Here is a 26734-nt window from a genome sequence, read left to right as displayed (position 1 = left end):
CCCTTAGTGAATATGTAGGGCCGGGAGCATTATCCGGCTCTTGCAGAAACATCTATTTTTCCAGTTTTCACTTGATGTAAATACAAGTGATGGATGGTAATTTCTGGGCGGCTTCCCACACGAATGTTCACCCCAGTTTGCCCAAGCCCCTCACTTATATAAAAAGGGCGACCCAAGTATTGATGCAATCCTTTAACCATGTTCATACGAACCAGTTTCCCCATCTTTACAAGATGGTAAGGTTTAGGCCAATGAATTTGCCCACCGTGGAAATGACCAGACAAAAGATAATCAAAATGATAGTCCGACATCACTAGGACAACGTTTGGGTCATGCGTTATAACAAGATTATACCCTCTTTCTACACCTTCATAAGATTTAAATAAATTACTACGCTTTGTGCTGAAATCATCAATACCGATCATATTCAACTGCTTACCGCCTATTTCAATCGTTTCATTCTCATTTTGAAGCGTTTTGAAACCATGTTCGTTTAGCATCTCTTTCATTTGATTAAAATATGGTTGACGCAATACATAATCATGATTGCCAAAAACAGCATAAGCCCCATAGGCTGGCTTTAATTGATTTAATGCTTGTAAATAGGGGACAAGTTTCGGGATACTTCGTTTTCGGTCAAGAAAATCACCTGTGAGTGCGATGAGATCAATCGGTTGCATTTTAATATGTTCATACAATTGCTCAGGTGTAATTGAAATATTTTCAAGATGCATATCAGAAATATGCAAAATTCTCAACGGATCGCCATCATTCTGTTGAGCATCTTTTTCTATTTCAATTTGATTAATTGCAACCGAATGCGTATTTTTATAGCCCTTATAGACAAAATAGCTCAATAATATAGTAATAGAAGTAACAAAAATGATCATTAAAATCCCCCTTCTTCCTCTAATCATAAAGGGAATAAGGGGAATTGATAACCTGTAATTATTGGATAAATATCTATGACTTATTTCTATTCATTTAATCCCGTACTGTTGAAATAAACTCTCTTTAGACATAAATAAATACATAGGAGTTGGAATTTCTTTTTTAAACGTGTTTTTTGTGGACAGAAAATAAATTGGGAAAAAAGCAAGTTGTTTGAAATATTTATAATATCGATTTGTAATGGAATGCGGCTCAAATCCTAGTTTCTTACACCCCTTATAAAGCATTGAAATGCCAATTAGCCCTTTAATGTCATTAGCATAACGATGCTTGTAGATATAGTGAGCAATGGATGGTAGTGAATCTTGGACACCCTTATAAATCATTAACGCTTTCCTAACTTCACTATCATACCCTTGGATGTGCCTTAACAATTTGACATTATGCAAATGAATTTTTACAAGCACATCATTCTTATTGATTGCTGTCCCATCCGCTAAAACAATGTTTCTTCCTTTATACTTTGTTAACCGCACACGCATCATTGTTTGATTACCGCATGTTTTTTTTATATGCTGTAAACGTGTGAATTGAACATATAACGGATCGATGAAAGACCATGCTGAAATGCAATATTGTCTGATACCCATTCTAAATCCCCTTGTATAGATGAAGTATTGAGAAACTAAATATATTTTGGAATAAATAACATTCAATTATTTATGGAAATTTCAGGTGTATGGGATGAAATGTCCCTATTTTCGCAAACTCCGTTATGAAGGGGGCCTTTACCTTACGAGGTAAACTAGGATATTCTCGCCTGAAGCTTTGAAAAAAGCCAACAAAGGCTCCTTTTCACATGATTTCCATCAATAAATCCATACTAAATAAAAAAAGGAAGCCAAAGGATGGTGTGACTTCTTTTTTTATTTTTTTAACAGCCGCTTATTTGATTGGCTTTTCAACACTTACTAAAAAACGCCGATGCCCGCGCCCACATTAAAATTTTTATATAAGCCTGAAGCTGTTGGTTTGTTTCCAACGATGCCAGTAACGATTGATAGCTTGTCTAGTATAACGAAGCTAATAATCGACTCATCAATTATGGCAGTAACATGAAGCAAGTAGCCAGTCCTGCAAGTTTTAGATAGCATTAGATCATTTAAGCGAGATATGCAAACTGAATATGAGGACTTAAGTAAGGTAAGACATTCTTCTGCTTCCACTAATGGACTCATTTATTGTGGAGACCATGCCATCGATTATATATCTTTAAACCTTACTCCTGCAATTGAAGAAGTAACCGAAAAGATGGCGCCACGAACCGTGTGTTTACACCATTTGGGAAATAACAATATAAACAAGTCCAATTTCTCATTTGATACCGTGAAATTGGACTTGTTTTAGCTATTTGTATTTTCATCATGAATATATGAAGCAACTTTCAAGCAAACCATGATAAAGGCATTCTTTATTAACATCGCTCTTGCTCCAAAATGGTTCTCATCCTCTTCTCTTCATCATCTATGCTGATCTACAAGAATAGTATTTCCATCAGGGTCTTCAATTGTAAAACTTGCAGGTCCTTCACTTGTTTCATCTGCTTCCGACAACATCTTAATTCCTTTAGCTTTTAGCTGCTTTTGAAGGTCTCGGATATCTGTAAATGAATCGAGATTTTCAGCATTTTGATCCCAACCTGGATTAAACGTCAAAATGTTCCCTTCAAAGATTCCTTGGAATAAACCAATGACTGTGCTTCCATTCTTCAATATAAGCCAGTTTTGACTAATATCCCCACCTAAAGTTTGAAATCCTAGATTTTCATAAAATGATTTAGATTGATTGATGTCTTTTACACTTAAACTTATAGAGAATGCGCCTAGTTTCATATTTCCTCCTGATAAAAAATTAATCATTTAGAACATTTCCTTATTCATTAAGTGTACATCATTATTTTGAAAAAAGGAAAAAAAGCAATCCTTGCAAATGCGCTGATTGTTAGATCTGCTACTTTGTATACCTAATCGCCAATATTACGACCCCCATTCCAAATGCTTAAAAATATTCGTGAATAAGATATAACGGTAATTTGTTTATCAAAACGATTCAAAGCAAATGAATGGTCTTATCACAAGTTTGAATCATTTACTTTTGATGATAATAAATTCTTGCTTCTCATTAAACTCGATAAGCGCTCCGGTAGTTACGATCGTATTCTTTAATCGCCAACATTGACTATCTGCTATTTTATTTAACTTAAACGGCAAATCCTTTTTGAACAATTATTTAAACAAAAAATGAAATCCCGAAGGATTCCATTTTTCGAACATATAAGCTGCTTTATAATTAGGTACCATAAATATTGTCACATTCTCCTGCTCTTGGTTCGTAGAAGCAATGCAATTTATAACGTGCCACTAAAGGCTGATTATACCAAGTGGCTGGACAATCTCCTTCTGGTCGAAAATACCATAAACTATATTTAGCTGGCCAGAGCCGATGCCCATTTACCGCTCTTCTTGCCAATGATTTCTCTTTTTCCCTTGCCCCTTGATAAAAATAACCGTGGGTAACAGCTTCAAATGCATGTGGTTGATGCACCATTTGTGGGATCGTTCTGATTCCTATAAAATCGGAACAATCGCCTCGAATCCGATTAATCCCCACATTGCCAACCATAAGCATCCCTTGCTGCCCTTCACCTTCTGCCTCAGCTCTTAAAAGCCTTGCTAATAAATTGATATCAGCCTCCCTAGCTTTTACAACAGCCATAATTCCACCTCCATAAATCATTACATTGCTATCTTATTTTCAAATGCAATGATTGTTGCCTAGAGGCTGAAATGGACACGTGCTTTAGCCGCAATTTCTTCGGGGCTTTTATAGGAAAGCGGCTCTTGATGCATCATTTGGAAAAAGTTTATGTCACTTGTCCCAAGATTTCCGATTGTTAATCGTGGAATAAGCCGGACATGAATCGGGTGCTGTTTATTCGGATCTACTTGCAAAGATAAATTAAAACTGGCAAACCCTTGCTCAGTTAATGTGGAAAAAATACGAACCAAACCTTCGGAAAAATCGATCCAGTCTTGCTCCGTAACCTGATCAATGGAAGATGTAGCCGTAAAAATGCCGATAAAATCATTATGACTTTTTGGTGCAAACGCATGAATCCATGCGACATTTCCTTTTTCACCAATCCAGCGTTCACCGAGCGCTTTCTCTTGCTTATAAAGTTCGGAAAAATATTCCTTCCCCATTTTCTTTTGGAAGTTATTTGCCTTTTCACTAATGGTAGCTTGGACGTTCGTCGGTGATTCCGAACAAATAATATGTAAATGCGGATGCAAAATGCTTCCACCTGATTCTGGGAGATAATTCCAATTGATTGATGCATAGTTTGCCTTTGCATCGGTTTGTGCCACTTTTTGAATATATGTTTGTGCAACGGCAAAAGCATCTTTGATCATCGAAACGGAAAATTCATCTAAACGAACATAATGCTGGTCAGAGAAAACAACTACCCCATTATGTTTACTGTATGGGAATAGATTCGGAAATAAAATTGCTTTCCCTTCGCTAAGTCGTCCATCTTCCGCTATTTCCTTTGGAAAAAGTGGGGTTAGCTTTAAAATATTCTCCGCACAAAACGGACAATTTTTCCCAGTGCTTTGTTCTGCAGCTTCTGTATAGTCTGGAATTTTTGGTGATAAGCCCGGATCGAAAACGAGCCGTGATGATTCCCCTGTTAGTGGATCAAATCGAACCTCCGTTTTTCGCTCAATGATATCCCCTTTCTCATCATAAAACGTAAACCATTCTTCCACTTGCTTAAATTGAATCGTCATCTAACTTCCCCTCCTCTTTGCTTGAATATATCATTTCCACTTGTATTTGTCTGTATATTCTAATGTTTTCTATTTTCATAATGTTTGTCGGAGCCCATCCCTATAAGGGAGATTTCCTATTGGTACTAATATAACAATCCTGATCATATTTTATTAAAAGGATACAATAAAGAGGGAGTGTAAAGTTAGGTGAAAAACGTTAACGTTCGTTTACGACCCATTGTAAGGAACATAAATTTGCCTACTGTTTTGAAAACGTCTATACTTCCGGGTGACTCAATTGAAAGTTTATTTATCGCAACCCAGGTAGGTGAGATCTTTTACATAAGAAACGGGGAGATTCGGACTTTTTTAGATATTCGTCCACACATTATAAGACTCGGTACTTCTGAACCAGGTGTTTCCCGTGGTGGATATGATGAACGGGGATTAATCGGACTCGCGTTTCATCCGGAATTTTATAATAACGGTCTATTTTATCTTCACTATTCAGTAGCTGGAACACAGGGTCCAGGTGCTCTTTCTGGACGTTTTTCCCCTAACCCTTGTGATCCCAAAACGTTAAATCTAAAGTGGACCAATAGAGAAACGAAATATGATCATGTTGATACAGTTGAAGAGTGGATTTTACAATCGAATGGTCACCCTCAAAAACGTCGGACTTTACTTAACTTAAGAAGACCATTTTTTAATCATAATGGCGTCAATAGTTTAAACTTTTCTCCTGAAACTGGAAAACTTGTATTAACAATCGGGGATGGTGGTTCAGGGTATGACCCGTTTAATTTAAGCCAAAATGATATGGAGATTGCAGGTAAAATTATTGAAATGGATGTAAATAAAAATGCATTTATCCATCAGCCGCCCATAGTCACACGCTTTGATGAACTTCCCGCTCCTATTCAAGAAACTCTTACGGTAATTGCCAAAGGGGTTCGCAATATACCAGGGATTTCATTTCAAAGGTTTTATAATCAGCATATCAAATATGTAGGAAATGTTGGACAAGATTTAGTAGAATCGATTTTTTCATTCGTTCATTATAAACCAATACCGGTTACTGAGCTTGTTCAAGCGTATTTGAAGAAATCTGAATCTGACCAAGATGGATTTATTAACTTTGGCTGGAGAGGCTGGGAAGGGGCTTTTCCTACTTCAACGATAAAGAGCTGCTCCACAAATCCGAATTTCACTGAGAAAACAATGGCTTATTACAATGAAACAGTAAAAACTTCTGTGAAGCGACTTCAGCCTTTAACTAGTTATTTTCATAAAGATCCCCGTCCCGATAAATTTGGAGGTACTGCACTTACAGGAGTGCAGTCATATATGGGAGCTGGAATTCCGGAATTAGCGGGAAGCGTTGTATTTACCGATATTGCCCGGCACGAAGAATCACAATCTCCAACTAGAGGCGTTTTAGCATATACTAGAGTAAGAACAGATTGTAAACTAAGCGATTATAGTGTGATTGAAACCAATGATAATTTTGGTTCCCAATCTGCTTATTATGTTAGTTTGGGAACGAATTTGGATCAAACAAGACTATATTTGGGCGTCTATGGTTCGATGAAAGTGACTGATTTGAATCGGGGGACTGTTTTTGAAGTGATTCCATGAACGAGAGTGGAGGGCTGTCAAAAAGGAAGGCGACTTTTGTTAAACATCTTGCACCCGATTGACCGTATTGAGGATTTTTGGCTGGTGAGGGGCATTCGGACGGCGTTCGATTTACCTTATTGGGGATCTTTTGCCGATGAGGGGCATTCGAATAGCGTTCGATTTACCTTGTTGAGGAACTTTTGCCAATGAGGGGCATTCGAATGGCGTTCGATTTACCTTGTTGGGGATCTTTTGCTGGTGAGGGGCATTCGGACGGCGTTCGATTTACCTTGTTGGGGATCTTTCGCTGGCGAAGGGCATTCGAATAGCGTTCGATTTACCTTGTTGGGGAACTTTTGCCAATGAGGGGCATTCGAGCGACGTTCGATTTACCTTGTTGGGGATTTTTTGCCGATGAGGGGCGTTCGGACGGCGTTCGATTTACCTTGTTGGGGATCTTTTGCTGGCGAAGGGCATTCGAATAGCGTTCGATTTACCTTGTTGGGGATCTTTTGCTGGTGAGGGGCATTCGGACGGCGTTCGATTTACCTTGTTGGGGATCTTTTGCCGATGAGGGGCATTCGAATAGCGTTCGATTTACCTTGTTGGGGATCTTTTGCCGATGAGGGGCATTCGAGCGACGTTCGATTTACCTTGTTGGGGATCTTTTGCCGATGAGGGGCATTCGAGCGACGTTCGATTTACCTTGTTGGGGATCTTTTGCCAATGAGGGGCATTCGGATGAAGTTCAATTTACCATAATGACGTAAATAAAAAAGGGATTGTTCTAGTTGTCAATAAAAGTTTGACTCCTAAGACAGCCCCGAGCTCCTACGATAAGGATTTGCAAAGCATTGATTATAAACAATTGTGTTAATAAAATATTATTTGATTATTCGCCCCGGATTTCCAACAATTGTTTTATTTGCGGGAACATCTTTCGTTATAACACTTCCAGCACCAACAATCGCATTTTCACCAATGGTAACTGCTGGCAGCAAGGTGGCGTTATTGCCTATTTTAGCTCCTTTTCTAATAATCGGACCTTGATGCTTAAAATTTCCCTCCCCCATGTACTTATCATTGGAAGTAGAACAACATGGACCAAAAAATACTTCATCTTCAATTATCATATCCGCAGTTATATAGCATCCGGTCTGGATGGTGACGCGTTTTCCAACTTTCGTATTCGTTTCCACCATTGCGTTTCTTCCAATAATACTGTCTTCACCAATCGTTACCTTTTCGCGGATACTTGCCAAGTCCCCAATAAAAACGCCAGTATTAAGTTTAACTTCACGATAAATAACGCTATTGCACCCGACAATAACATTGTCTGCAATAATAAGTGGTTCAAGATCTCTTTCGGTTTTGCGCCTCATTTTTTTATTGGAGGAAGGAGATTTGCCAAGAACCGTCAGTTCTCCAATTTGTGTATTTCTCCCAATCGTTGTATCCTTTTTAATTACTACATGATGTCCAATTGTCACTTGGTCACCTATGATCACATTTTCTTCAATCACCACATTTTTTCCGATAGAAACGTTCTCCCCTATTTTTGCTGATGGATCTATCATACTTGGCACTCCTTTTCTAACTAATTCCAAATTTTTTTTTTGTAAAAGAGCTTGTCTTAATGCCTTTATAGTTTCTGATAAATCTTTACAAGTTCATCTGTCACACGTTCAGCAGAATGGTAATTTTGCACGTATCTTCTTCCGGCTAGCCCAAGTTCATGACGCCGTTTAGGATTTTGCACCAACTCCAAAAGGACATCTGCCAGTGTTTCTGGTGTTGCTTGAACAATTGGAAGATCTTTTGGGAACTTTTTGCGGACATCATCTCTAATAAAAGCAACAACCGGCTTACCCATTGCCATTGCTTCCACACTAAACATTCCATAAGTTCCACACAGTAATTGATCAACAATAATATCTGCTTTCAAATAATTTGAAACTGCTTTCTGATGACTCATTTTTTCGATAATTTTGTAGGTAAACTGACTCTTGTTTTGAATTTTTTTAATTGCCCTTTCAACATAATGAGAGCCCTTAAATTTTCGGTTTGTAGGAGCATGAACAATAAGGGGGTTATCATTCGTTATTTTGGGAAAAGACAATCTAAAATCATCAATATTGCATGCAAGTGGTAATACGAAAACATTTTTGTAATAATCTTTTACATAATGATAGGCTTCATAATCTTGAACAATGGCTGTATCAATGTATTTGGAAATAGTGGTGAGTTGGTTATGGATTTCTTTATCCGTATAGTAGGTGGGCACAAGTGGATAAGGGTTTAGCTTTTTAACCATTTTTACGGTGCGTACATCACTACCCCAATGATGCATAACCATTTTCTTTCCCTTTTCTTTTAGTATGGGGAGGTCTTCGAAATTTTGCAGAAACGTATTCGCATTATGAAAATGAAAAATATCTGTATTATTAATAAGGTAATCAAATTCTTTTAGCAGTTCCCATGCATCGGTATTTATAATATCACCTTTATAGCTTAAGTAAGTATGAAAGCAATTGTATCCGGAAACTTTATGCCCTTTTTTTCTAAGTTCCTTACATAAAATTCCCATCTGGCCGGCAATTTCTGTCGGGGCATGCACAATTTTCATATAAATCTCTCCTTTCGTTTTAGTATATTCTGGAGGGACAAATCGGTCATATCTAGCTTCATAATTGAATAAATAGCGGACACACAGGTAATACGAATAAGTCATATTCTGTATAATAGGACTTTAAAAAGGTGGGATTATCTTTGTCACAAAATAACTATATGTCGGCAAAAGAGCTTGGAGTACAAAATCATATATGCCTACTTCCCTGTGGAGACCAATCAGAAAGTAGGATTTCGAAATGGACAGCCATAGATTTAAAACCTTATCAGTATTATCTAGTTAATAAAAAAGCCGTTGATAAGATGTTTGGAGGCTTGATTTTCCACACTATTAGTGGTCGAAGAAATCGTTTTCTCTACCCGATGTATGCGAATATCGGTATATTAGCAGAGAAAGAAGACTGGGAATTAGCATTAAACAGACTATTTTTGAAAAACTACAACTTTGCTGCTGCTGCTACTAATGTGAAAAAAAGAGAAAAAACGGATATATGGGTAACTCTCCCATACCCTACTCCTATGCAAACGAATTTCGGAAAAATTAAGGGCATCAGTATAAATTTTAATAACGACTCTCATCGAATTGAAGCAATTGAATGGTGGATTTTAGAGTTTTTAAAAATGTGGAGAGATGCTGAACACATACATGGTAAACTATCATTCAAAGGGTTTGTATGGCCGCGCGCCTCAATTGACAGCAGAGATGAGAAACTTGTTAAAAGAGTAACAAATTTTATTCGTAAGAAAGGCTATCTTTCCTTATGGCTGCAGCAATATGGCTCAGCTGGTTGTGTGAAATGGAAAAAGTTTGGTTTTAATGCGGCATGTACTCATCCTAATTATTACGGAGAAAAAGGTCCAGATTATACTTGGATCAACAACTCAACATTATTTGCCAAGTATTACCACACAGGCATGCAAATTATATTTGGAAAAGGCGCTCTTTTTAAACAAAATCAGTTGATTGATTATTTAAATTACGGTGTTTACAACAATTATATGAATGATAGCTTGCTTGTTTATCAATTTCCTAATCAATCAATGCGTGAAATTTCAAAAAAACGCGAATATACTTATCTCTATACTTTTATAAAAAAGAGGTATAAGCCAATTTACCCTACAGCTGCATTCTCGTAAGATCCTAATTCTACGACCGGATCTTAACCCTAAAAAAAGAGAGGCTAGATCATTTTTGATCTAGCCTCCTGTTTAACTCCTATAAGTTTAAATAAATTTCAATCAATTGATCTACTATAACATCATGGGAATGAAATTTTTCTACATAACTCCGCCCTTTTATTCCTAACTGCTTACGCTGTATCGGATTGTCAAGCAGCATTTTTACCTGATCATACAAATTATCAGGGTTGCTATTAACAATAGGCAAATCAGTAGGGAAGGACGAAACAAGGTCAGGACGAATAAAAGTTAGCACAGGTTTTCCAAGTGCCATCGATTCGACACTTAGTAACCCGTAAGAACCACATAAAACCTGGTCAATTATCATATCCGCTTCCTTATAAATGGTAATAACTTCATCATGACTCATTTTCTCAATTCTCCTATATTCAAAGCAATAATCTTGTTTTAATTTATCTATGACCTTCTCTATATAGTAAGTACCTTTAAAATCAGGATTCGTCGGGGCATGAAGAATAAGAGGTTTCTCTTTTGTTATAGATGGATAATGAGGGTGAAAATGTTGAAGATCAATAGCAATTGGTAATACATGTACCTTTTCGTAATAATTCTTCACATATTCATATACTTCGTAATCCTGAACAATTGCTTCCTTGATATAAGCCGTAATTTTCATTAACCTTTCGTGAATGGCTTCATTTGGCGGTGAATCGCCGGTATATACATACGGATTATTTTTTTTTGCTTGATCATGAAACCTTACGTCATTTCCCCAATGATGCATAATCATTTTCTTATTTCTTTTTTTAAGTTCCAGCAAGTCAGTAAAATTTGGGCAGAGAGTCGTACCATAATGAAAATGAAAAAGGTCATATAAATCAAGAATTTTTTGATAGCTTTCCTCGAGTGTCTTATGATCGATATTAACGAGATGATCTTTATAATCTAAATAAGAATGAAAAGTATTATAACCAAGAGAGTAGTGTCCCTTATTAATAAGGGCACTACTTAAGATTCCCATTTGACCTGCAATCTCCGTTGTTCCGTGGAATATCCTAATCGGACTCATCCCCTTTTAGCCACGAATACGTTTTATTTATTCCCTCTTCCAAAGAATGACGGGGTTTCCAGTTAAGTTCGCTTTTAATTTTCTCAGCATTGATGCATCTTCTTTGCACTACATCTACTTTTCGTTTTGGCTCAAAGCTAAGTGGAAGATCTATGTGCCTACTAGATTTTTTTATTTCCTTCGCAAGATCAAGGATGCTTGTTTCCACCCCAGTTCCAACATTATAAACTTGCCCAATTGCTTTTTCATCAATAGCTGCTTGTATAATTGCATCCATTGCATCTTCAACATAAGTAAAATCTCTCGTCTGGCTTCCATCACCATAAACAATCATAGGTTGATCATGTTGAGCTGCTTCAAAAAACTTTGCAACAACACCACAATAAGGGTTTGATGAAAGCTGACCGGGACCATATACATTTGAAAATCTTAGTGCACTGACTGGAAATTGGTACATCTTATGATAAACATTGCAATAATGCTCCATAGAGAATTTACTGGCGGCATATGGAAGGTTAATATAATAGTATGATTCAGGTGTAGGTAAAATAGAGGCCTGGCCGTATATTGAGGTAGTGGAGGCGTAAACAAACCGCTTTAGATCAGAGCAGCATTCTTGAGCTTTTTTCAGAAGCAAATAGCCCCCATACAAATTCGTTTCAAAATCACTTTCTATATTTTCAACTGATAAAATCAGATTTTTACAAGCAAAATGAAAGATATAATTTACTTTTGGTAGTACCTCTTCTAATATCTTTTCGTTAGTAATGCTTTCTTCATAAAATGTAATGAGATGAGAATCAGGAATTGCGTCCTTGTTCCCGGTAGATAAATCATCAATAATATAAACATGATCACATAACGGAATCAGCCTTTTAACGAGCTGTGAACCTAAAAAGCCTGCCCCCCCTGTAACCAGCACTTTTCCTAAATTCATTGATTAATTACCTTCCTTTCTATTCATATCCGAAGTTGCAAATGCTTCTAATGGACAGTTCACAACCTCATGATTAAGAGATGATTGATAAAGGGCAAAAATAAGTTCAAGCGCTTTTTTTCCTTCCTTGCCATCTATCAGTAAATGCTTATCTGCGAAATTTACGGCTTCAAGGAAATTTTCATACATGTATATTTCCTCATTTTTATCATTAAGGAGATGATTGAGTTCTTCATTATTTACTTCCTCACCCTCGATAAACCAGCGAGAAATTTTATTAAGGGAGGGACCTTCGATACAAATCGTTCCTTTTTCCCCGAATAAGGATAAGGAGTATCCGAAATTATTTGGTTGGGTAACGATGTTAGCCTCAACAATTCCTTTTGCCTGATTACAAAAACTGATTACTCCCACAGCGACATCCTCGGTTTCCTTTTCCTGTGATAAATACTGTGTTGTCTCCCCATATACCGTTTCAACGTCGCCTAAAAACCATTGAAGTAAATCAATCACATGAATGCCTTGGTTAATTAACATTCCGCCATCACTTTCCCATTTTCCTCTCCATGATGCTAATGAATAATATTCTGGAGAACGATTGATTCTAATGGAACAAACACCTAAAAACAGTTTTCCGAGTTTCCCGTCATCTATCATGTTCTTAATTTTTTGCATAATGGGCATAAAGCGAAGCTGATGACAGATCATAAACTCCTTATTTTGATTTTGTGCTTGATGAATTAACTCATCTGCTTCTTTTAAAGATAAAGCCATAGGCTTCTCTAAAATGACATGTTTGTTTGCTAAGAGCGCGGCATTTGCCATCTGAGCATGAAGACCTGAGAACGAAGCGATGATTACCGAGTCAATCTCTTCGTCTTTGAGCATTTCTGTATAATTTTTATAGAACTTAATCGGGGTCTTCTGACCTAGGCTTTCTTGATAATACTGCTTTGCTTCCTCCATTCTTTCATGGCTAAGATCGCTAACCGCCGCTAACTCAGCCCCTTTAGAGGACGCGAGAGCCAATAGATGCTTTTTGGAAATATAGCCACAGCCTACTAAGCCAAATCGCACGACCATCTAGGCACCTCCGACTTCATTTATTATTTTTATAATTCGATCTTGTTCACTCTCTGTTAAAAAAGGATGCATTGGAATCGCTAATATTTTTTCTGATAACGATTCGGCGATTGGAAAATCTCCTTCTTTATAATTGAGTGAGCGATATACTTCCTGAAGATGTAAACAGCGTGGATAGTAAACACCGGTTTGAATCTTCTCTTTGTTAAGAGCCTCAATTATTTCTTTACGATAACTAGATTCAATGCAATATAAGTGATAAATATGTGTTCGATCACTTAACTCACTAGGAAGGTTTATATGAGGAGCCGTCTTAAGAAATTGTTGATAGCGATCAGCAATTTTTCTTCTTTCTTGATTCCAGTCATCTATTTTCGTAAGATTAACAAGCAAAATTGCCGCATGTATTTCATCCAAACGGCTGTTATATCCGATCCTATCGTGATAGTATTTTTTGGTTGTTCCGTGCGTGCGAAGTTTTCTAATCCTTTCTGCGACTTCGATATCTGAAGTGGTAATCACTCCCCCATCACCAATCGTTCCTAAATTTTTCGTTGGGAAAAAAGAAAAGCAAGCTGCTGCTCCTAAACTTCCTACGCAACGATCCTTATAGGTAGCTCCAAAAGCTTGACATGCATCTTCAAAGACTAACAGCCCATGTTTTTTTGCCATCTCATTGATTTCATCCATGTCTGAGGGCTGTCCGAATAAATGAACAGGAATAATGGCTTTAGTTGATGAGGTTATTTTATTTTCAATTTCTAATGGACTTAGATTATAAGTAATAGGATCAACATCAGCGAAAACGGGGATGGCCCCAACACGTGAGATTGCTTCTGCCGTCGCAAAGAATGTAAAAGGTGTTGTGATGACTTCATCTCCCTTTCCTATTCCATAAGCCTCTAGGGTAAGTACTAGCGCATCTGTTCCATTTGCAACAGTAATGGCTTCTAAAACACCTAATTTTTTGGCGATTTTTTCCTCAAGTTCCTTCACTTTTGGCCCTAAAATATAGTCACCATTATCAATAACTTCGTTAATACCTTGAAAAATCTCCCCTTTCACACTTTGAAACTGACGCTTTAAATCGACTAAATTAATCATCATCTGCTCCCTTTCCCTATATCAAGAAGGCTTATGGTAATTATCGAAAAATTCCGATCTTCATTTAACGCCTCATCCGTTTTAACGCTCTCTTTCATTTGCCAGGTTGATATAGCCATTTAGATAATTCAACATAATTTATGACTCATTTCTTAGAAGAGTAACGGCGAAAATCCAATGTTATTGCTAATATCCCTTTAAATCTAAATAAAAAGACTATTATAAGGAAAGCATCTCTAGTTCCTCTGCACAAATTTCAAAAATTTGATGTTTTGTCCATTCCAATATCAACAAAAAACATAATGTAGAAAGTATAAATTAATTTTGAGACGGGGGAGATGAATGAACACCGGCGATTCAAACTTCGGAAGAAAAAAAATAGCTGTTATAGGTTTAGGCTTTGTAGGACTTCCATTGTCTATCATGCTTGCTGAAAAAGAATTTCATGTAATTGGAATAGATATGGATGAGACGAAAGTAAAAAAACTTCAACATTCAATAAGCTATGTTGGAGACGTTGATAATGATAGGCTAAAAAGAGTGATAGACCAAGGAAAATTCGAGACAACTACTAATATTGATGCGATTAAGAACGTTGACACAATTATTATTTGTGTTCCAACGCCGCTTACTAACCAGAAAACACCCGATTTACGTTTTATTATTAATGTAGGGGAAGAAATTCAACAAAGGCTCAAAAAAGGGCAACTTGTTGTTTTAGAAAGCTCAACCTTCCCTGGTACAACAAGGGAAGTATTTTTGCCCATTCTTGAACGAAGTGGTTTACGGGTAGGTGAGGATTTTTACTTAGCCAATTCACCAGAGAGAGTTGATCCAGGAAATCACCAATATGGCGTAGAAGAAATTCCTAAGGTAATTGGGGGACAAACAAACAGATGCAAACATGAGGCTTTAGCTCTTTACAGCAAAATTTATAACGAGGTTGTTTCAGTTTCTTCAACGGAGGCGGCTGAATTTACCAAACTTCTTGAAAATACATTTAGATTCATTAATATTTCATTTATCAATGAAATGGCCATTCTTTGCAATAATTTAAAGGTTAATATATGGGAAGTCATTGACGCCGCGGCAACAAAACCGTACGGATTTATGCCATTTTATCCTGGTCCAGGTATCGGAGGACATTGCATCCCAGTTGATCCTCTTTATCTTCAATGGAAATTTCAACAATTAGGAACAAGTAGTGAATTTATCGCAATCTCTGAATCAGTGAACCAACAAATGATTGATTACATAGTCAATCATACCGAGGAGCTTTTAAAGCCAAATAAAAAGCTTCCTTCAGCAAAAATTCTGATTTATGGTGTAACTTATAAAAAGGATGTGGCAGATACTCGTGACTCTCCTACTCTTGAAATAATTGAGAGGCTTGACCAAAAAGGAGCTTCTGTCTTATATAATGACCCGTATATTCCCTCAATAAATATTAAAAATAAATTGTTTGCAAATACAGATATAACAGAAGATTTACTAAGTGAAGTTGATTGTGTCGTTATATTAACTGACCATTCTGCCATTCCTCTTAATAAATTATTAAATTATGCTTCACTTATTTTTGATACAAGAAATGTAACAAAAGGACATACGGGAAATGCCGTTGTGATCCGTTTAGGAGAGGGTTTTAATTAAAATAACAATGATATAGAATCATATAGTAAATATGGTTCTTCTGCGTGCTCCTTTAAGGTCATCCTTATTATACTCTTTCATTCTTTTCAAGTAATTCAATAATGCGATTAAGCTTTCTTTCTATCTCACTTGCTTGATTCTTTTTCGCGGAAGAATCAAGCATTAATCTTCTAATAAATAACACGAAAGAAAGGATACATAACACAAGGTGACAAAAAAAGATGATAACCATGATAATGGAAAATCCATTATTATGGCAGACATAATCATTCTTACATTCTTTTTTTATTCACCGCTAATTTTTTATAAAAGATTTTTTCCCATATTGACCAAGGGATAAGCATTTTTAGGAAGAGGCTAAGTTTAACTCCTTTACCGATTGGATATCTAAGCTTTTTCCATTCTTTTTTTGAACACATGTGAGCAATGAGTCTAGCAATTTGTGCAGGATCACCATAATTTGCTTGACCTTTTTCTAGCTCTTTTTCAAGTGCCTGCATATAGGAAAAATAAGCTGAGCTGCTTAATTGAGACTTCTCGGCAATTCTTTTTCCACGAGTCCATATATTCGTTTGAAAAGAACCTGGTTCAATGATTCCGACATCGATTCCAAACGGTTTTACTTCTAATCGTAAACATTCGGACCAACCTTCAAGTGCATGCTTTGAAGCGACATAAGGAGATAAACCGGGAAATCCCACTTTTCCCGATATGCTGCTTACATTAATAATTTTACCTTTGCGCTGTTTGCGCATATATGGGAGCACAGCCTGGGTTACAGCAATCGCACCAAAAAAATTGGTCTCAAACTGTTCCTTATATTCTTTCATACTCACTTCTTCACTAAATCCACCATAAGCAACGCCTGCATTATTAATGAGAATATCAATTGACGAAAAGTGAGTAAGTTCACGGGAAAATTGTTCGATGGATGTTTCACTTGTTACATCTAGTTGGAGAAAATGTAGTTGATTTTCTACATCCCCTTGTTTACATAACTTTATTATTGTATCCTTATTAGTTAAATCTCTCATCGTTGCGATCACAGTGAAACCGTGTTTAGCAAGTTCAATCGCTGTTAATAATCCAAATCCACTCGAGGCACCTGTAATGATTGCTGTTAGTTTTTTCATTCCTCGTCCTCGATATCAATCTTAAGTGCAATCGGACAATGATCGCTGCCCATAATATCACAATGAATCTCTGCATCGATAACATTTTTTATCAATCGCTCAGATACGATAAAATAATCAATCCGCCAGCCAATATTTCTTTCACGGACTTTCGCCATATAGCTCCACCACGTATAAGCCCCCTCTTGCTCTGGGTACAAATAGCGATACGTATCAACAAATCCCTTATCTAATAACCGAGTCATCTTTCCTCGTTCTTCCACCGTCACACCAGAATTTCCTTGATTGGACTTCGCATTTTTTAGATCAATGTCGCGATGAGCAACATTTAAATCACCACAATAGACAACCGGTTTGATTTGATCCAACGCCTCAATATGTGCAAAAATCTCCTCTTCCCATTCAAGTCGGTAGCCTAGTCTTGCCAAATCCCTTTGCGCATTTGGCGTATATACATTGACTAAGAAAAAAGATTCATATTCCAATGTTAGAATTCTACCTTCCGCTTCTTCATTAGCTGAGCCAACCCCATATGTAACAGATAACGGTTTTTTCTTTGTAAAAACAGCTGTACCAGAATAGCCTTTTTTCTCGGCATAATTCCAATATTGTTCATAGCCGTCTAGTTCCAATTCAATTTGCCCTGCTTGTAGCTTCGTTTCTTGCACACAAAAAATATCTGCATCCACTTCGTGAAAATAATCAAGAAATCCTTTTCTTACACACGCTCGTAATCCATTTACATTCCATGATACTAGTTTTAACATTCATTAAGTCTCCTTTTTGCGCCTATCTCATCTAGTTATTATTCTATCTTTATTATTCATTTCCGACTACCAAACGGATGATCGTATTGTTATACTAATATAGACAGCGAAGGATGTACAGAAGGAGTGTTTATATGGATGGAAAAACACATTTTATTATCGGAGGAGTAACCGGAATCGGCATCGCGAAATGGATGGGTGTTGATTTACCTACAACGGTTTCCCTTAGTTTATTAGGGGGCTGTGTTGGCTTAGTTCCAGATTTAGATGTAAAAGGGACGTTATCAAGAAAAATTTCTTTAAATAAAAAATGGTTAACGTTATTGGCTGGAATCATCGGGCTTTTATTCATCATTAGCAATTTCAGCGTGAATCCAAGCACATCACAATGGTTGGGCATTTGTGTTGGTATTGCTCTTCTTACGCTGCCGCCGATCATCATTAAGCAAAAAATGATGGTGTTGCTGACGGGAATTGCCGTTGGTATCCTCGGTATATGGCTTCAAAGCAAATCGCTCATCATGTTAGGTGCTTATATTGGCACCGCCTCCCGCCTTCCCCATCGTTCATTAACACATTCTTTGATCGGCCTCGCTTATTTTAGTGGAGTAGGCTATTTCTTAGAACAAGAGTTACGGATTGATGGGATCATGCTCGTTTGTATGTTTAGTTATGCGAGTCATTTATTATTGGATATGAAGTGGATTCCGAAAAATCGCCGAGGGGTGAAATTATTTCAGCCTTTTTTAAAATGGGAGTTTTAGTCATCTATCTTTTGTTCACCTTATCGTAGTTGCTGAAAGTATTCACCTCGCGTAAATGACAAAAACAAGCATCAGCAATTCACGTGATGCTTGTTTTTATTCTTTATATCATTTTCTCAGGACCATGCTATGAAAATAAATTTATTCATTCTTTTTTTCAAAATGCTTTAACTCATCTAGCCCATTGTTTGTTGAAAAACTAATTTGATAAATATGATCCTTATTTTCTACCCAATAATAGTAGGTAACATCTTCTTCATTTTCAAAAACAACATAAATATAATAAGGATTTAGATGCTTATAACCCTTTTCTCGATGAGGTACTGTTGAAATCTCCCATTTTTCATCTGGGTACTGTTGCTCTAAGTAGGGTTTTAATAATTTTATCTTTTTGTCAATTTGCGCATCAATCCATATCGGTCGTGCAACATATAATATACAATAGGCTGCAAATATAACTAAAGCTAGTGTCCTGCAAATGTTTCGCCGTCTACCCTTTAAAAAGAATGAGATCATTACAATGATTGCAAGTACAGACCAAACAAACATTACCTCAATTATTTCTGTCGGATGCATGATTGATCACCTAGAATCTGCTCTTCTCCATCAATTTTTCAATGAGTCGTATAAAAGTAGGATAGGCTTTTCGTTAGAATAGATAAATTCATAATCCGGTAAGTTCAAACTTACCCTTAAAATCTGCAAAGCACGATCAAGACATTGTTCCACTTGTTCATTTTTGCTACATATCTATCAGATGATTCCTGATAATGTTGCAACGACAGGCATAAAAATGATTAGCTCTTGAGAACCTACCTGCATCTCTACATAAAGCTCAATGATAAAGCGATCGCGTGCGTGACTATAATCGCTGCGATAAATCCATTCGTCTAGAGCTGTATAGTACTCTCCCATTCGGCTCGCATCAAAAATTGTTTCTAATACCGCATATTTTCCATATAAATGAATCAAGTCCATATCATTCGGGACTTGCACATTATCGTTATCCACGCTGACCCCTGTATAGAAAAAGCCAGTTTCATGTTTTTCATGTTTTTGTGGTTCATAAATAATATAGCGCTGGTTCTTATCTATCCCCAACTCTTGCATTCGTTGTTTCGTTTGCTCAACTTTTTCCGGGAAAATATGAGAATATGACTTGAATGGTGCAGTATGTTTCTGTCCGATAACTTTTAAATTTAAATGAGTTATTTTCATTCATTTCCACCCCATCGATTACAGATTTATTGTTTTTTAATCGCAATAAACATGTCAATCTCATTAGCAGATTCTTCTGGCTTATAACGCTCATCCCATAATTCTAAATCATAGCCTAATGAATCATAGCCTTGCTCCTGCAACCAATGACCATATAAGTAATCATACGCTAGCTGTATATTCGCTTCTATATCTTTGAACGAATAAAAAGCATAAAAGTTTTCTGGAACTATGTGTACAACAGTATTGGGCGGCCGATTTTCTTCGTCTAGTATTTCGTATCCTACTAAAGAAATAAACTTATCTACCTTAGGATCAAATCGCTCCTTCATTGGATATATCTGTACTAAATAAAGATGATCACCCACTCTATTCGGAAATTCGCTCAACTGACTTTTCAATTTGGCAAACGCAGCTTTAACAATGTTTTTGTTTTTTATATCTTGCAAATTTGCATCAAATCGATAGCCACTAGTTTAAACGCCTCTTTTTTCACTATTTTAATTTCCAAGATAAAGCGCCTCCTCTTCTAAATAAATTCAGCAAGGAATCATTTCTTGAATTTGTTTGTAGAGTGGTTTGTCATCGAGGGGCAAAAGTTCGCAACTTACAAGAGTAAATATCTTAATATTAAATAAATTATAGTACGAACATTTAATTTAATCCACTTTCTATTGAATATTTAATGCCCCCTTTTTTGATTCATTTTAACAGTTTTATAATTACATTTTTTTACAATCGATGGTAAAATAGAAATAATCGGTAGTAAAATTGACAATCGCTCAAATAAATGCTAGAGTAAGAATTTGAAAAATTAATTAAGGAATCCTCGTTAGGTGAGGCTCCTATATGGAGATACGCTGCTGCCCAGAAATGTCGAAAGACTCCAATGGGTCAACAGGAACCATCGAATTAAGGTGGTTTTTAATGTAGCTGGATGAAGTCATCCTATGCCATATAGTGCTAAAGCTCTACGAAGGAGGTTTATTCACTTTTTATATTTTAATGTTGAACATCCTTCTTTTTGTAGAGGGGTGTTTTTTTATTTCTAGAGGGAAATGAGTAAGTATAACTTTTGGGTAATGGATAGGATGATGGAGGTTTTTAGAATGAGCATGTATAAACCAGAAACAACGGGAACATTGATGAAAAAGGAATTTATTGCGCTTAAAGAAACATACACAGTAAAAGAAGCGATTTCGCACCTGCGAAAAAATGTAAAAGGAAAAACAAATATTCATTATTTATATATTGTTAATTCTGATCGGAAACCAGAAGGTGTATTATCTATCCGTGAATTGCTTAGTGCTGCAAACGATGAACTGATAAAGGACTTCATGGTAAAAGATGTTATTGCTTTTCCGACAGATTTAGATCAGGAAGATGCAGCACAAATTTTTCGTGATAAAGATCTCGTTTCAATCCCTGTCGTTAATGATGAAGAACAAATCATTGGGGTTATTCACGTTGACGATATATTAGATGTAATGCTTCAGGAGGCTGATGAGGATATTGGTAAATTCTCTGCATCCGGAAAGGAAATTGATTTTCGAACCAATCCATTGAAGGCTGCATTAAAAAGATTGCCATGGCTTATTTTATTGCTATTTATTGGGCTTATTTCTGGGGGAATTATTGAAAGTTTTGAAGCGACACTAGAAGCGGTCGTAGCTCTTGCCTTTTTTATGCCGCTCATTGCCGGAATGACTGGAAACACTGGAACACAATCACTTGCCGTAGTCATTCGGGGTCTTGTTTCAGAAGATCTTACGATAAAAAAGTCATTGAAATTATTAATACGTGAATTGTTGGTTGGCATTATTATAGGAATTACATGCGCGGTGATTATAGCGATAGTAGCTTATATATGGCGCGGGAGCTTTATGCTCGGCATCGTTGTCGGCTCTTCTCTTCTTGCTACATTAATTATCGGAACGCTTGCTGGCACAATCATTCCCCTCATCTTATATAAATGTAAAGTTGATCCTGCCGTCGCATCCGGGCCGTTAATTACAACAATTAACGATATTTTATCTTTACTCATTTATTTTGGAATTGCAACGATGTTTATTGCAAAATTGCTATAACCAACTCTTTTACTATATTTTTATCACTGATTATTTTCTGTGTATAACGAGCGGCAAAAAGCATCCAACTATTCGGATGCTTTTTATTTTGTAAATAATATAGTTAAATGATCAATGATTTAAAATAGGACTTTCACCTTTGATCTTTTTACACTTTTCTTCATAGCAAGCAATCATCATTTCGGAGTTATATTTGATCAAGGCTTCCCTTTGTTTTTTGTTATATTCATACATTGCCATTGACGTTTTTAATAGAATATAATAATCAAAAGCCGTAGGTATTTCATCAATATCCTCTGAATCATTAAGCCTTGTTATAACCATTCTTACATCCCCTTCATTACCTGATCTTGAAATAATTAATTTACCAGTATCCATATCTATTTCTTCGAAAAATACAAGATCTACATAATCAAACCTGGTCCCGAAAAGTTGATTGATTGTTAATTCGAGGTCTGATTTTAGCGGAGATGAGTCCATACATCCGCTATTCAAAACTAACAACATTGTAATAGCAATTATTCTTTTGATTATATCTCCCCTCCTATAATCTAGACTAACGCCACCCGTAACATCTTGACGAAAGTTAAGTAAAAATAGTTTCCATTAAAAAAAGACATATTAACTATTTATGACAAGTGAAGATTCTTAATAATTTTTACAATTTTTATAATTATTGTTTAACACACCTTTAATCAACTACCACTTTAATGTAATATAGTAGATATGAAGATTTTGTCAATTAGGAGGAAGTCATTATGGGGGAAAGAAAGAAAGTTGCCATTCTTGGCAGTAGCGGGGGGAATCTCTATTTTTTAGGCGGAAAAGAACCAGAGAAGCTGCTCGATGAGCTTTTATTACAATTAGAAGCTGCTGATATCCATTGCACCGCCTTACAGTTTATCGCCGCCAAAGCTTCAATGGATAATATAAAGGAAACAACGGATGCTGTTCTTTATAGTTGGGACGAGGAAAATAATTCACCGTTTATTATATATAAAGGAACACTAAAAGATGTAAATGACGTTGCTGCCAAATTAGATGCAGAAATCGCTCATAAAATTGATAAAGATGAAATTGACGGACTAATTTTTATGAGTGCTGATCCACATGGTTCGAATCAGTTAGCTGTTCAAGCGGCTGCAAGTAAGAAGCTGCCTGCAACCGGGACAGGCGGGACATCAATGGCAGCGATTGGTTCCAAAGGAGTCAATGTGGTTTCAACTTCTGGAACGACTGGTACAACCAATCGAACACGAGCTGTAACATTTGTTACGTCATTAAGCAAGCATTGGAAAATTACTTATCGTCCGATCATTGGAAAAGCAACGACCGCTAGTGGTTCTCATGATTTAGCTGCTTCTCCTTTGAAACGAATAAATCTACGGGGAATGATGCTCTCCTCCCTTCCAGGTTTTATTGCTATGGCGTTAATATTAGCATTAAGTAAAATTCCTGGATTAGCGATGCTTGGTAGTGTTTTTGATGTGATGATCCAAGCGCTGCCAGTGATCTTAGCGGTTATTGCGGCTAAGCAAGTTGCTGACTTAGATGATGTTTCGATCGTAGCTGGAATTGTCGCTGGGGTTCTATCCGTGAATGGTGGAATCATTGGCGGAATCATTGGGGGGATTGGGGCTGGCCTCTTAGTTCATTTTATTTTCAGAAAATGTGTAGAATGGCGCTTTCCTGCGACAACTGTAAATATCGCAGCCGGCGGAATCGCCGGATTGATTTCAGGATTAATTGTTTATTTTCTGATCGCCCCTATTGCCTTACAAATCGGGGAAGGAATTCGCTTTCTATTGGATTCGCTTGTATCAATGAGTCCACTATTTGCAGGATTAATAGCTGGGTTACTTATTTGGCCGGCGATCATCGGTGGAATCTATCATGCGGCCATTCTCCCAATTGTTCTCCTTGAAATGGAGCGGACAGGAAATAGCTTTTTAGGCGCGGTTGATATGGTTGGTTTAGTGATGGTATCTGCGGGCATCACTTTAGCAAATATTATTTCACCTAGGGATAAGGGAGAGGCCGCGGTAGCCGCTCCAGGATTCATGATTAATATGGGGTTTGGAACATTTGTAGAAGCCGCCTACCCTTTTATGTTCTCAAATAAATATGTATTTGCAGGCGCGATCGCATCCTCTGGTTTAGGTGGATTACTTGTTGGTCTCTTTAACGTTCGAGGAACGGCCTATGTTCCATCAATCATGGCTCCGTTTCTATCCAACAATATGACCGGCTTCATTATCGCCATGGCTGGAAGTTTGCTTTGCGCGTTTACAATTACCTTTATCATTAATAATATGGCCAAAAAGGCTAACCGGACTCCAATACAGCAAGATACCGAGTTAACTGGGTGAATAGGCTTATCATAGTCATTTGAAAAAGACCGTCTCATCATGATGGTCTTTTTCATTTATTTTAATTCCTACATTTTTAAGTGACTTCATTCATTTTCCTCTACATCGAGAGCAATCTCTTTTGCATTTTTTCCATCTATGTCCATGACATACAAACGATAATCTGCATTTCGTTTTCCGAATTGCTTATCAACGATAAAATAGATTTTACTAGCGTTTGGATCAATAATCGGTCGACTTGCACTTTCGTGTAAATAAGTCAGCTGATTTTCTTCATCCGTATCCCAATTATAAAGATAAAGTTCATATTCATAAATTCCTTTTGAATTCGTTCTACTAACAGCTTGAAAAATCATTGCTGGTTGGTCCGGGAAGATCGCAAAATCATAAATATCTTGATCTCGGTTATGGTTGCTCACGATTGAAATGTCATCAGATGAATCTAATGGGATTTGAATAACTCTTTGCTTTGTCTCAAATAAATCTTCACGTGTTTCTGCATGAGCATCATCGTCCATTTGAACAAAGGCAAAATTGCCAGTGGGAGAAATATTTAATGATCGCATTGAATACTTCAGCAAATCAGTATGCTGTTGATGTATCTGATTGGAAATTTGATAACTATATAGATCAAACTCATGCGGATGAGCGCTCGCAATCGGTGAATAATTTTCAAACGTTCCAGCACGTAAATAAAATAAGAGATCTGGATCTTGTGGATCAAACTCTATTTCAGTAATAAGTGCTTGTGCCGCAAAAATCTCTACTTCTGAATGCGTTTGTAAAGTGATTATACGAACAACACTTTCCAAGCGTGATTGTACATCTTTATTTGTTTCAATATAAGCAAGTGAAGAGCCATCTGGAGAAAAGGCGATATCTAGAATTGTTTTCTCTATATCAAGTTGTAAGATCGGATTATTATATGATTGGTTATCATCCTTCAAATAAATACCTGGTTTTCCTTTCTCATATGAAACATACGCGATTGTACCACTGGACGAAACGTCAAAAACAGTTGTTAATCCTTCTTGCTTTTCATTAGCGTTTTTTTGAAATGCAAATCCGGAGATAACTAGAATGACAGTAATTAAAATGATCGATAGCAGAATGATAACGAATGACCTCTTCATCTTTTCCACCCCCATTCAGCCAATTATTCCCCAAAGAAACCATAGCACTATGGTAACAACCAAAATAAATGGTATTATCGCAACGACATAGGCGCTTTTTTTCATTTCTTTAGACAAAAACAAGATTTGAGCAATATAAGCAACCATCCAGATGAACAAAGGCACAAAGATAAGAAAATTTGACGATGTCATGCCGCCTGAAAACGCAAGAAGTGCCCAAATAAAAAATAATGTCGCACAGATAATGATAATCCCCCATGTAATGTTCAATGCATGGAAAATCTGTATTTGTTTTTTATATTTTTGCTTATAAGATTGATAATCTAAAATCGTTGTTCGATAAATAAGAACAAGTGTTAACAATAAAATCCCCCAAGCTAAAATCGTTAAAGGGGCTGAAATCAGCGCATCTACACTAGAAGCAAATCCAACGCCAAATAGGTAAGTGAATAAATGAATAAGCAATAGACTATTCAGCCAAAGACGCCGATTTAGAAAAGGGATAGGCCGTAATGAAAAAAACAGCAGACTCGTACTGACACTCATAGAAATAAGAAGCCAAGCGATCACAGCATTTCCATCAACAACTAATTGGCTAACATAAACAGAGACGGAAAAAAGAATTGAAGCAAAAGCTAATATGAGTATCATTTCTTTCCGATAAGGAAACATCGCTTGTTGAATTTGACTCCCGATATTCTCTTCATCACCAAAAAATTTCAATGCTCTGCTTTCAGCTTCTTGTTCGGAATACCCTTCCTTCAATTGTTGCTCATAGGATAGCTCCAAATGAATGAGTAACTCTTCATATAAATCTTCTTTTTCATCTGGTGATGCATCTGTTTGTTGGACAATTTTTTCAACAAAACGACGAAATGTCGCATTCATACCATTCCCTCCGAACTTTTGCGCACGAGGGTATCCATCCATTTCCAATTTTCCCGTTTACTTTCGAGCGCCTTTTTCCCCGCATCCTTCATACGGTAATATTTCCTCCTCCCACTATCCGTTACATGCCAATAAGATTCCACCCAGTCCCTTTTTTCTAATCTTTTTAATGCAGCATAAAGCGTGCCTTCACTCATCTCATACGTATCATCACTTAACTGTTTCATAATTTGGATCATTTCATAGCCATATAAATCACGTTGAGCAATGAGCGACAAAAGCAAAAGGTCGATACTTCCTTTCATCATTTCTTTATCCATCAAATCACCTCATTCCAGAATGTTAATTACATCTTACCGCTATGTACATCGTATTGCAAGGGTGATTCGTATAAGACCTTTTACTAAAATGATGAAACCG

28 protein-coding genes and 1 riboswitch are annotated in these 26734 nt (G+C 36.7%); of the genes, 6 read left to right on the top strand and 22 right to left on the bottom strand.

Annotated elements, in window-relative coordinates:
* Nucleotides 1-29 precede the first annotated feature (29 nt).
* The 6 genes from KHA95_RS17940 to KHA95_RS17915 all read right to left on the bottom strand — a co-directional run bounded on the left by KHA95_RS17940 (nucleotide 30) and on the right by KHA95_RS17915 (nucleotide 4742).
* On the bottom strand, nucleotides 30-890 hold the full coding sequence (locus KHA95_RS17940; RefSeq protein WP_213138928.1) for a metallophosphoesterase: 861 nt from the start codon (nucleotides 888-890) through the stop codon (nucleotides 30-32).
* 90 nt (nucleotides 891-980) lie between these two features.
* Nucleotides 981-1541 carry a YkoP family protein gene (locus KHA95_RS17935; protein ID WP_249317042.1) on the bottom strand — a complete coding sequence of 187 codons (561 nt, stop codon included), beginning with the start codon at nucleotides 1539-1541 and terminating at the stop codon, nucleotides 981-983.
* Between the two features lie 321 nt (nucleotides 1542-1862).
* A complete protein-coding gene (locus tag KHA95_RS17930) occupies nucleotides 1863-2015 on the bottom strand; it encodes a hypothetical protein (protein WP_213138927.1) in 153 nt (50 codons plus the stop codon).
* Between the two features lie 396 nt (nucleotides 2016-2411).
* Complete coding sequence (locus tag KHA95_RS17925) at nucleotides 2412-2783, bottom strand: VOC family protein (protein ID WP_213139006.1); 372 nt, start codon at nucleotides 2781-2783, stop codon at nucleotides 2412-2414.
* Nucleotides 2784-3240: 457 nt separating this feature from the next.
* Complete coding sequence (locus KHA95_RS17920; protein ID WP_213138926.1) at nucleotides 3241-3666, bottom strand: cell wall hydrolase; 426 nt, start codon at nucleotides 3664-3666, stop codon at nucleotides 3241-3243.
* Between the two features lie 59 nt (nucleotides 3667-3725).
* On the bottom strand, nucleotides 3726-4742 hold the full coding sequence (locus KHA95_RS17915) for a hypothetical protein (RefSeq protein ID WP_213138925.1): 1017 nt from the start codon (nucleotides 4740-4742) through the stop codon (nucleotides 3726-3728).
* A 189-nt stretch (nucleotides 4743-4931) separates the two neighbouring features.
* Here KHA95_RS17915 and KHA95_RS17910 point away from each other — a divergent pair, with 189 nt between their 5' ends.
* On the top strand, nucleotides 4932-6362 hold the full coding sequence (locus tag KHA95_RS17910) for a PQQ-dependent sugar dehydrogenase (protein WP_213138924.1): 1431 nt from the start codon (nucleotides 4932-4934) through the stop codon (nucleotides 6360-6362).
* A gap of 866 nt (nucleotides 6363-7228) precedes the next feature.
* Here KHA95_RS17910 and KHA95_RS17905 read toward each other — a convergent pair.
* Together KHA95_RS17905 and KHA95_RS17900 are read right to left on the bottom strand one after the other, a co-directional pair.
* On the bottom strand, nucleotides 7229-7921 hold the full coding sequence (locus KHA95_RS17905; protein WP_213138923.1) for an N-acetyltransferase: 693 nt from the start codon (nucleotides 7919-7921) through the stop codon (nucleotides 7229-7231).
* A 65-nt stretch (nucleotides 7922-7986) separates the two neighbouring features.
* On the bottom strand, nucleotides 7987-8970 hold the full coding sequence (locus KHA95_RS17900) for a glycosyltransferase family 4 protein (protein ID WP_213138922.1): 984 nt from the start codon (nucleotides 8968-8970) through the stop codon (nucleotides 7987-7989).
* A 143-nt stretch (nucleotides 8971-9113) separates the two neighbouring features.
* On the opposite strand from KHA95_RS17900, the gene KHA95_RS17895 reads away from it, so the two are divergent.
* Nucleotides 9114-10109, top strand: a complete 996-nt coding sequence (locus KHA95_RS17895) for a DUF4855 domain-containing protein (RefSeq protein WP_213138921.1) — start codon at nucleotides 9114-9116, stop codon at nucleotides 10107-10109.
* A 79-nt stretch (nucleotides 10110-10188) separates the two neighbouring features.
* Here the strand turns inward: KHA95_RS17895 and KHA95_RS17890 are convergent, their stop codons facing one another.
* From KHA95_RS17890 to KHA95_RS17875, 4 genes are read right to left on the bottom strand one after another with little or no spacing between them, the layout of a single operon-like run.
* Complete coding sequence (locus tag KHA95_RS17890) at nucleotides 10189-11181, bottom strand: glycosyltransferase family 4 protein (RefSeq protein ID WP_213138920.1); 993 nt, start codon at nucleotides 11179-11181, stop codon at nucleotides 10189-10191.
* Complete coding sequence (locus KHA95_RS17885) at nucleotides 11168-12118, bottom strand: GDP-mannose 4,6-dehydratase (RefSeq protein ID WP_213138919.1); 951 nt, start codon at nucleotides 12116-12118, stop codon at nucleotides 11168-11170. Before KHA95_RS17885 ends, KHA95_RS17890 begins: the two co-directional genes overlap by 14 nt.
* Before the next feature lie 3 nt (nucleotides 12119-12121).
* On the bottom strand, nucleotides 12122-13201 hold the full coding sequence (locus KHA95_RS17880; RefSeq protein ID WP_213138918.1) for a Gfo/Idh/MocA family protein: 1080 nt from the start codon (nucleotides 13199-13201) through the stop codon (nucleotides 12122-12124).
* On the bottom strand, nucleotides 13202-14305 hold the full coding sequence (locus KHA95_RS17875; protein WP_213138917.1) for a DegT/DnrJ/EryC1/StrS family aminotransferase: 1104 nt from the start codon (nucleotides 14303-14305) through the stop codon (nucleotides 13202-13204).
* A 342-nt stretch (nucleotides 14306-14647) separates the two neighbouring features.
* Here KHA95_RS17875 and KHA95_RS17870 point away from each other — a divergent pair, with 342 nt between their 5' ends.
* Entirely contained in the window at nucleotides 14648-15955 is a 1308-nt protein-coding gene (locus KHA95_RS17870) for a nucleotide sugar dehydrogenase (RefSeq protein WP_213138916.1), read from the top strand.
* A 67-nt stretch (nucleotides 15956-16022) separates the two neighbouring features.
* Here the strand turns inward: KHA95_RS17870 and KHA95_RS17865 are convergent, their stop codons facing one another.
* From KHA95_RS17865 to KHA95_RS17855, 3 genes are read right to left on the bottom strand one after another with little or no spacing between them, the layout of a single operon-like run.
* Entirely contained in the window at nucleotides 16023-16187 is a 165-nt protein-coding gene (locus tag KHA95_RS17865) for a DUF4083 family protein (RefSeq protein WP_213138915.1), read from the bottom strand.
* Between the two features lie 40 nt (nucleotides 16188-16227).
* Entirely contained in the window at nucleotides 16228-17088 is an 861-nt protein-coding gene (locus KHA95_RS17860) for an SDR family oxidoreductase (RefSeq protein ID WP_213138914.1), read from the bottom strand.
* On the bottom strand, nucleotides 17085-17855 hold the full coding sequence (locus KHA95_RS17855; protein WP_213138913.1) for an exodeoxyribonuclease III: 771 nt from the start codon (nucleotides 17853-17855) through the stop codon (nucleotides 17085-17087). The genes KHA95_RS17860 and KHA95_RS17855 overlap by 4 nt, the downstream gene beginning before the upstream one ends.
* Nucleotides 17856-17989: 134 nt before the next feature.
* Between KHA95_RS17855 and KHA95_RS17850 the strand changes: the two genes are divergently transcribed.
* Nucleotides 17990-18619, top strand: coding sequence for a metal-dependent hydrolase (locus KHA95_RS17850; protein WP_213138912.1), 630 nt, complete (start codon nucleotides 17990-17992; stop codon nucleotides 18617-18619).
* 141 nt (nucleotides 18620-18760) lie between these two features.
* Here the strand turns inward: KHA95_RS17850 and KHA95_RS17845 are convergent, their stop codons facing one another.
* From KHA95_RS17845 to KHA95_RS17835, 3 genes are all read right to left on the bottom strand, one after another.
* Nucleotides 18761-19195, bottom strand: coding sequence for a hypothetical protein (locus KHA95_RS17845; protein WP_213138911.1), 435 nt, complete (start codon nucleotides 19193-19195; stop codon nucleotides 18761-18763).
* 177 nt (nucleotides 19196-19372) lie between these two features.
* On the bottom strand, nucleotides 19373-19837 hold the full coding sequence (locus KHA95_RS17840) for a GyrI-like domain-containing protein (protein ID WP_213138910.1): 465 nt from the start codon (nucleotides 19835-19837) through the stop codon (nucleotides 19373-19375).
* A gap of 26 nt (nucleotides 19838-19863) precedes the next feature.
* Nucleotides 19864-20286, bottom strand: a complete 423-nt coding sequence (locus KHA95_RS17835) for a GyrI-like domain-containing protein (protein ID WP_213138909.1) — start codon at nucleotides 20284-20286, stop codon at nucleotides 19864-19866.
* A gap of 372 nt (nucleotides 20287-20658) precedes the next feature.
* A riboswitch (M-box (ykoK) riboswitch) is annotated at nucleotides 20659-20826 on the top strand.
* Nucleotides 20827-20946: 120 nt separating this feature from the next.
* Between KHA95_RS17835 and mgtE the strand changes: the two genes are divergently transcribed.
* The gene (gene mgtE / locus KHA95_RS17830; protein ID WP_249317040.1) at nucleotides 20947-21924 is read left to right on the top strand and encodes a magnesium transporter; all 978 of its coding nucleotides are present in this window, start codon (nucleotides 20947-20949) and stop codon (nucleotides 21922-21924) included.
* Nucleotides 21925-22035: 111 nt separating this feature from the next.
* On the opposite strand, the gene KHA95_RS17825 is transcribed toward mgtE, so the two are convergent.
* Nucleotides 22036-22302, bottom strand: coding sequence for a hypothetical protein (locus KHA95_RS17825; protein WP_213138907.1), 267 nt, complete (start codon nucleotides 22300-22302; stop codon nucleotides 22036-22038).
* A 380-nt stretch (nucleotides 22303-22682) separates the two neighbouring features.
* Between KHA95_RS17825 and KHA95_RS17820 the strand changes: the two genes are divergently transcribed.
* Nucleotides 22683-24293 carry a PTS sugar transporter gene (locus KHA95_RS17820; RefSeq protein ID WP_213138906.1) on the top strand — a complete coding sequence of 537 codons (1611 nt, stop codon included), beginning with the start codon at nucleotides 22683-22685 and terminating at the stop codon, nucleotides 24291-24293.
* An 86-nt stretch (nucleotides 24294-24379) separates the two neighbouring features.
* Here KHA95_RS17820 and KHA95_RS17815 read toward each other — a convergent pair whose 3' ends face one another.
* The 3 genes from KHA95_RS17815 to KHA95_RS17805 are packed head-to-tail and all read right to left on the bottom strand — an operon-like array spanning nucleotide 24380 to nucleotide 26634.
* Entirely contained in the window at nucleotides 24380-25426 is a 1047-nt protein-coding gene (locus KHA95_RS17815; RefSeq protein ID WP_213138905.1) for a TolB-like translocation protein, read from the bottom strand.
* A 15-nt stretch (nucleotides 25427-25441) separates the two neighbouring features.
* The gene (locus KHA95_RS17810) at nucleotides 25442-26314 is read right to left on the bottom strand and encodes a permease prefix domain 1-containing protein (protein ID WP_213138904.1); all 873 of its coding nucleotides are present in this window, start codon (nucleotides 26312-26314) and stop codon (nucleotides 25442-25444) included.
* Entirely contained in the window at nucleotides 26311-26634 is a 324-nt protein-coding gene (locus KHA95_RS17805; protein ID WP_213138903.1) for a PadR family transcriptional regulator, read from the bottom strand. The genes KHA95_RS17810 and KHA95_RS17805 overlap by 4 nt, the downstream gene beginning before the upstream one ends.
* Between the last annotated feature and the right edge of the window lie 100 nt (nucleotides 26635-26734).

Source organism: Bacillus sp. FJAT-50079 (assembly GCF_018343515.1).
In the GTDB taxonomy this organism is placed as follows: domain Bacteria; phylum Bacillota; class Bacilli; order Bacillales; family Bacillaceae_C; genus Lederbergia.
The sequence above is the reverse complement of the archived record's forward strand: the minus strand, read 5'-3'. Positions and strand labels throughout refer to the sequence as shown.

What these genes read in the sequence shown, in the direction of transcription:
- KHA95_RS17940 (WP_213138928.1), bottom strand. Translation starts at nt 890, where the DNA reads ATGATCATTTTTGTTACTTCTATTACTATATTATTGAGCTATTTTGTC.
- KHA95_RS17935 (WP_249317042.1), bottom strand. Translation starts at nt 1,541, where the DNA reads ATGGGTATCAGACAATATTGCATTTCAGCATGGTCTTTCATCGATCCG.
- KHA95_RS17925 (WP_213139006.1), bottom strand. Translation starts at nt 2,783, where the DNA reads ATGAAACTAGGCGCATTCTCTATAAGTTTAAGTGTAAAAGACATCAAT.
- KHA95_RS17920 (WP_213138926.1), bottom strand. Translation starts at nt 3,666, where the DNA reads ATGGCTGTTGTAAAAGCTAGGGAGGCTGATATCAATTTATTAGCAAGG.
- KHA95_RS17915 (WP_213138925.1), bottom strand. Translation starts at nt 4,742, where the DNA reads ATGACGATTCAATTTAAGCAAGTGGAAGAATGGTTTACGTTTTATGAT.
- KHA95_RS17905 (WP_213138923.1), bottom strand. Translation starts at nt 7,921, where the DNA reads ATGATAGATCCATCAGCAAAAATAGGGGAGAACGTTTCTATCGGAAAA.
- KHA95_RS17900 (WP_213138922.1), bottom strand. Translation starts at nt 8,970, where the DNA reads ATGAAAATTGTGCATGCCCCGACAGAAATTGCCGGCCAGATGGGAATT.
- KHA95_RS17890 (WP_213138920.1), bottom strand. Translation starts at nt 11,181, where the DNA reads ATGAGTCCGATTAGGATATTCCACGGAACAACGGAGATTGCAGGTCAA.
- KHA95_RS17885 (WP_213138919.1), bottom strand. Translation starts at nt 12,118, where the DNA reads ATGAATTTAGGAAAAGTGCTGGTTACAGGGGGGGCAGGCTTTTTAGGT.
- KHA95_RS17880 (WP_213138918.1), bottom strand. Translation starts at nt 13,201, where the DNA reads ATGGTCGTGCGATTTGGCTTAGTAGGCTGTGGCTATATTTCCAAAAAG.
- KHA95_RS17875 (WP_213138917.1), bottom strand. Translation starts at nt 14,305, where the DNA reads ATGATTAATTTAGTCGATTTAAAGCGTCAGTTTCAAAGTGTGAAAGGG.
- KHA95_RS17870 (WP_213138916.1), top strand. Translation starts at nt 14,648, where the DNA reads ATGAACACCGGCGATTCAAACTTCGGAAGAAAAAAAATAGCTGTTATA.
- KHA95_RS17865 (WP_213138915.1), bottom strand. Translation starts at nt 16,187, where the DNA reads ATGGTTATCATCTTTTTTTGTCACCTTGTGTTATGTATCCTTTCTTTC.
- KHA95_RS17860 (WP_213138914.1), bottom strand. Translation starts at nt 17,088, where the DNA reads ATGAAAAAACTAACAGCAATCATTACAGGTGCCTCGAGTGGATTTGGA.
- KHA95_RS17855 (WP_213138913.1), bottom strand. Translation starts at nt 17,855, where the DNA reads ATGTTAAAACTAGTATCATGGAATGTAAATGGATTACGAGCGTGTGTA.
- KHA95_RS17850 (WP_213138912.1), top strand. Translation starts at nt 17,990, where the DNA reads ATGGATGGAAAAACACATTTTATTATCGGAGGAGTAACCGGAATCGGC.
- KHA95_RS17845 (WP_213138911.1), bottom strand. Translation starts at nt 19,195, where the DNA reads ATGCATCCGACAGAAATAATTGAGGTAATGTTTGTTTGGTCTGTACTT.
- KHA95_RS17840 (WP_213138910.1), bottom strand. Translation starts at nt 19,837, where the DNA reads ATGAAAATAACTCATTTAAATTTAAAAGTTATCGGACAGAAACATACT.
- mgtE (WP_249317040.1), top strand. Translation starts at nt 20,947, where the DNA reads ATGAGCATGTATAAACCAGAAACAACGGGAACATTGATGAAAAAGGAA.
- KHA95_RS17825 (WP_213138907.1), bottom strand. Translation starts at nt 22,302, where the DNA reads ATGGATACTGGTAAATTAATTATTTCAAGATCAGGTAATGAAGGGGAT.
- KHA95_RS17820 (WP_213138906.1), top strand. Translation starts at nt 22,683, where the DNA reads ATGGGGGAAAGAAAGAAAGTTGCCATTCTTGGCAGTAGCGGGGGGAAT.
- KHA95_RS17815 (WP_213138905.1), bottom strand. Translation starts at nt 25,426, where the DNA reads ATGAAGAGGTCATTCGTTATCATTCTGCTATCGATCATTTTAATTACT.
- KHA95_RS17810 (WP_213138904.1), bottom strand. Translation starts at nt 26,314, where the DNA reads ATGAATGCGACATTTCGTCGTTTTGTTGAAAAAATTGTCCAACAAACA.
- KHA95_RS17805 (WP_213138903.1), bottom strand. Translation starts at nt 26,634, where the DNA reads ATGGATAAAGAAATGATGAAAGGAAGTATCGACCTTTTGCTTTTGTCG.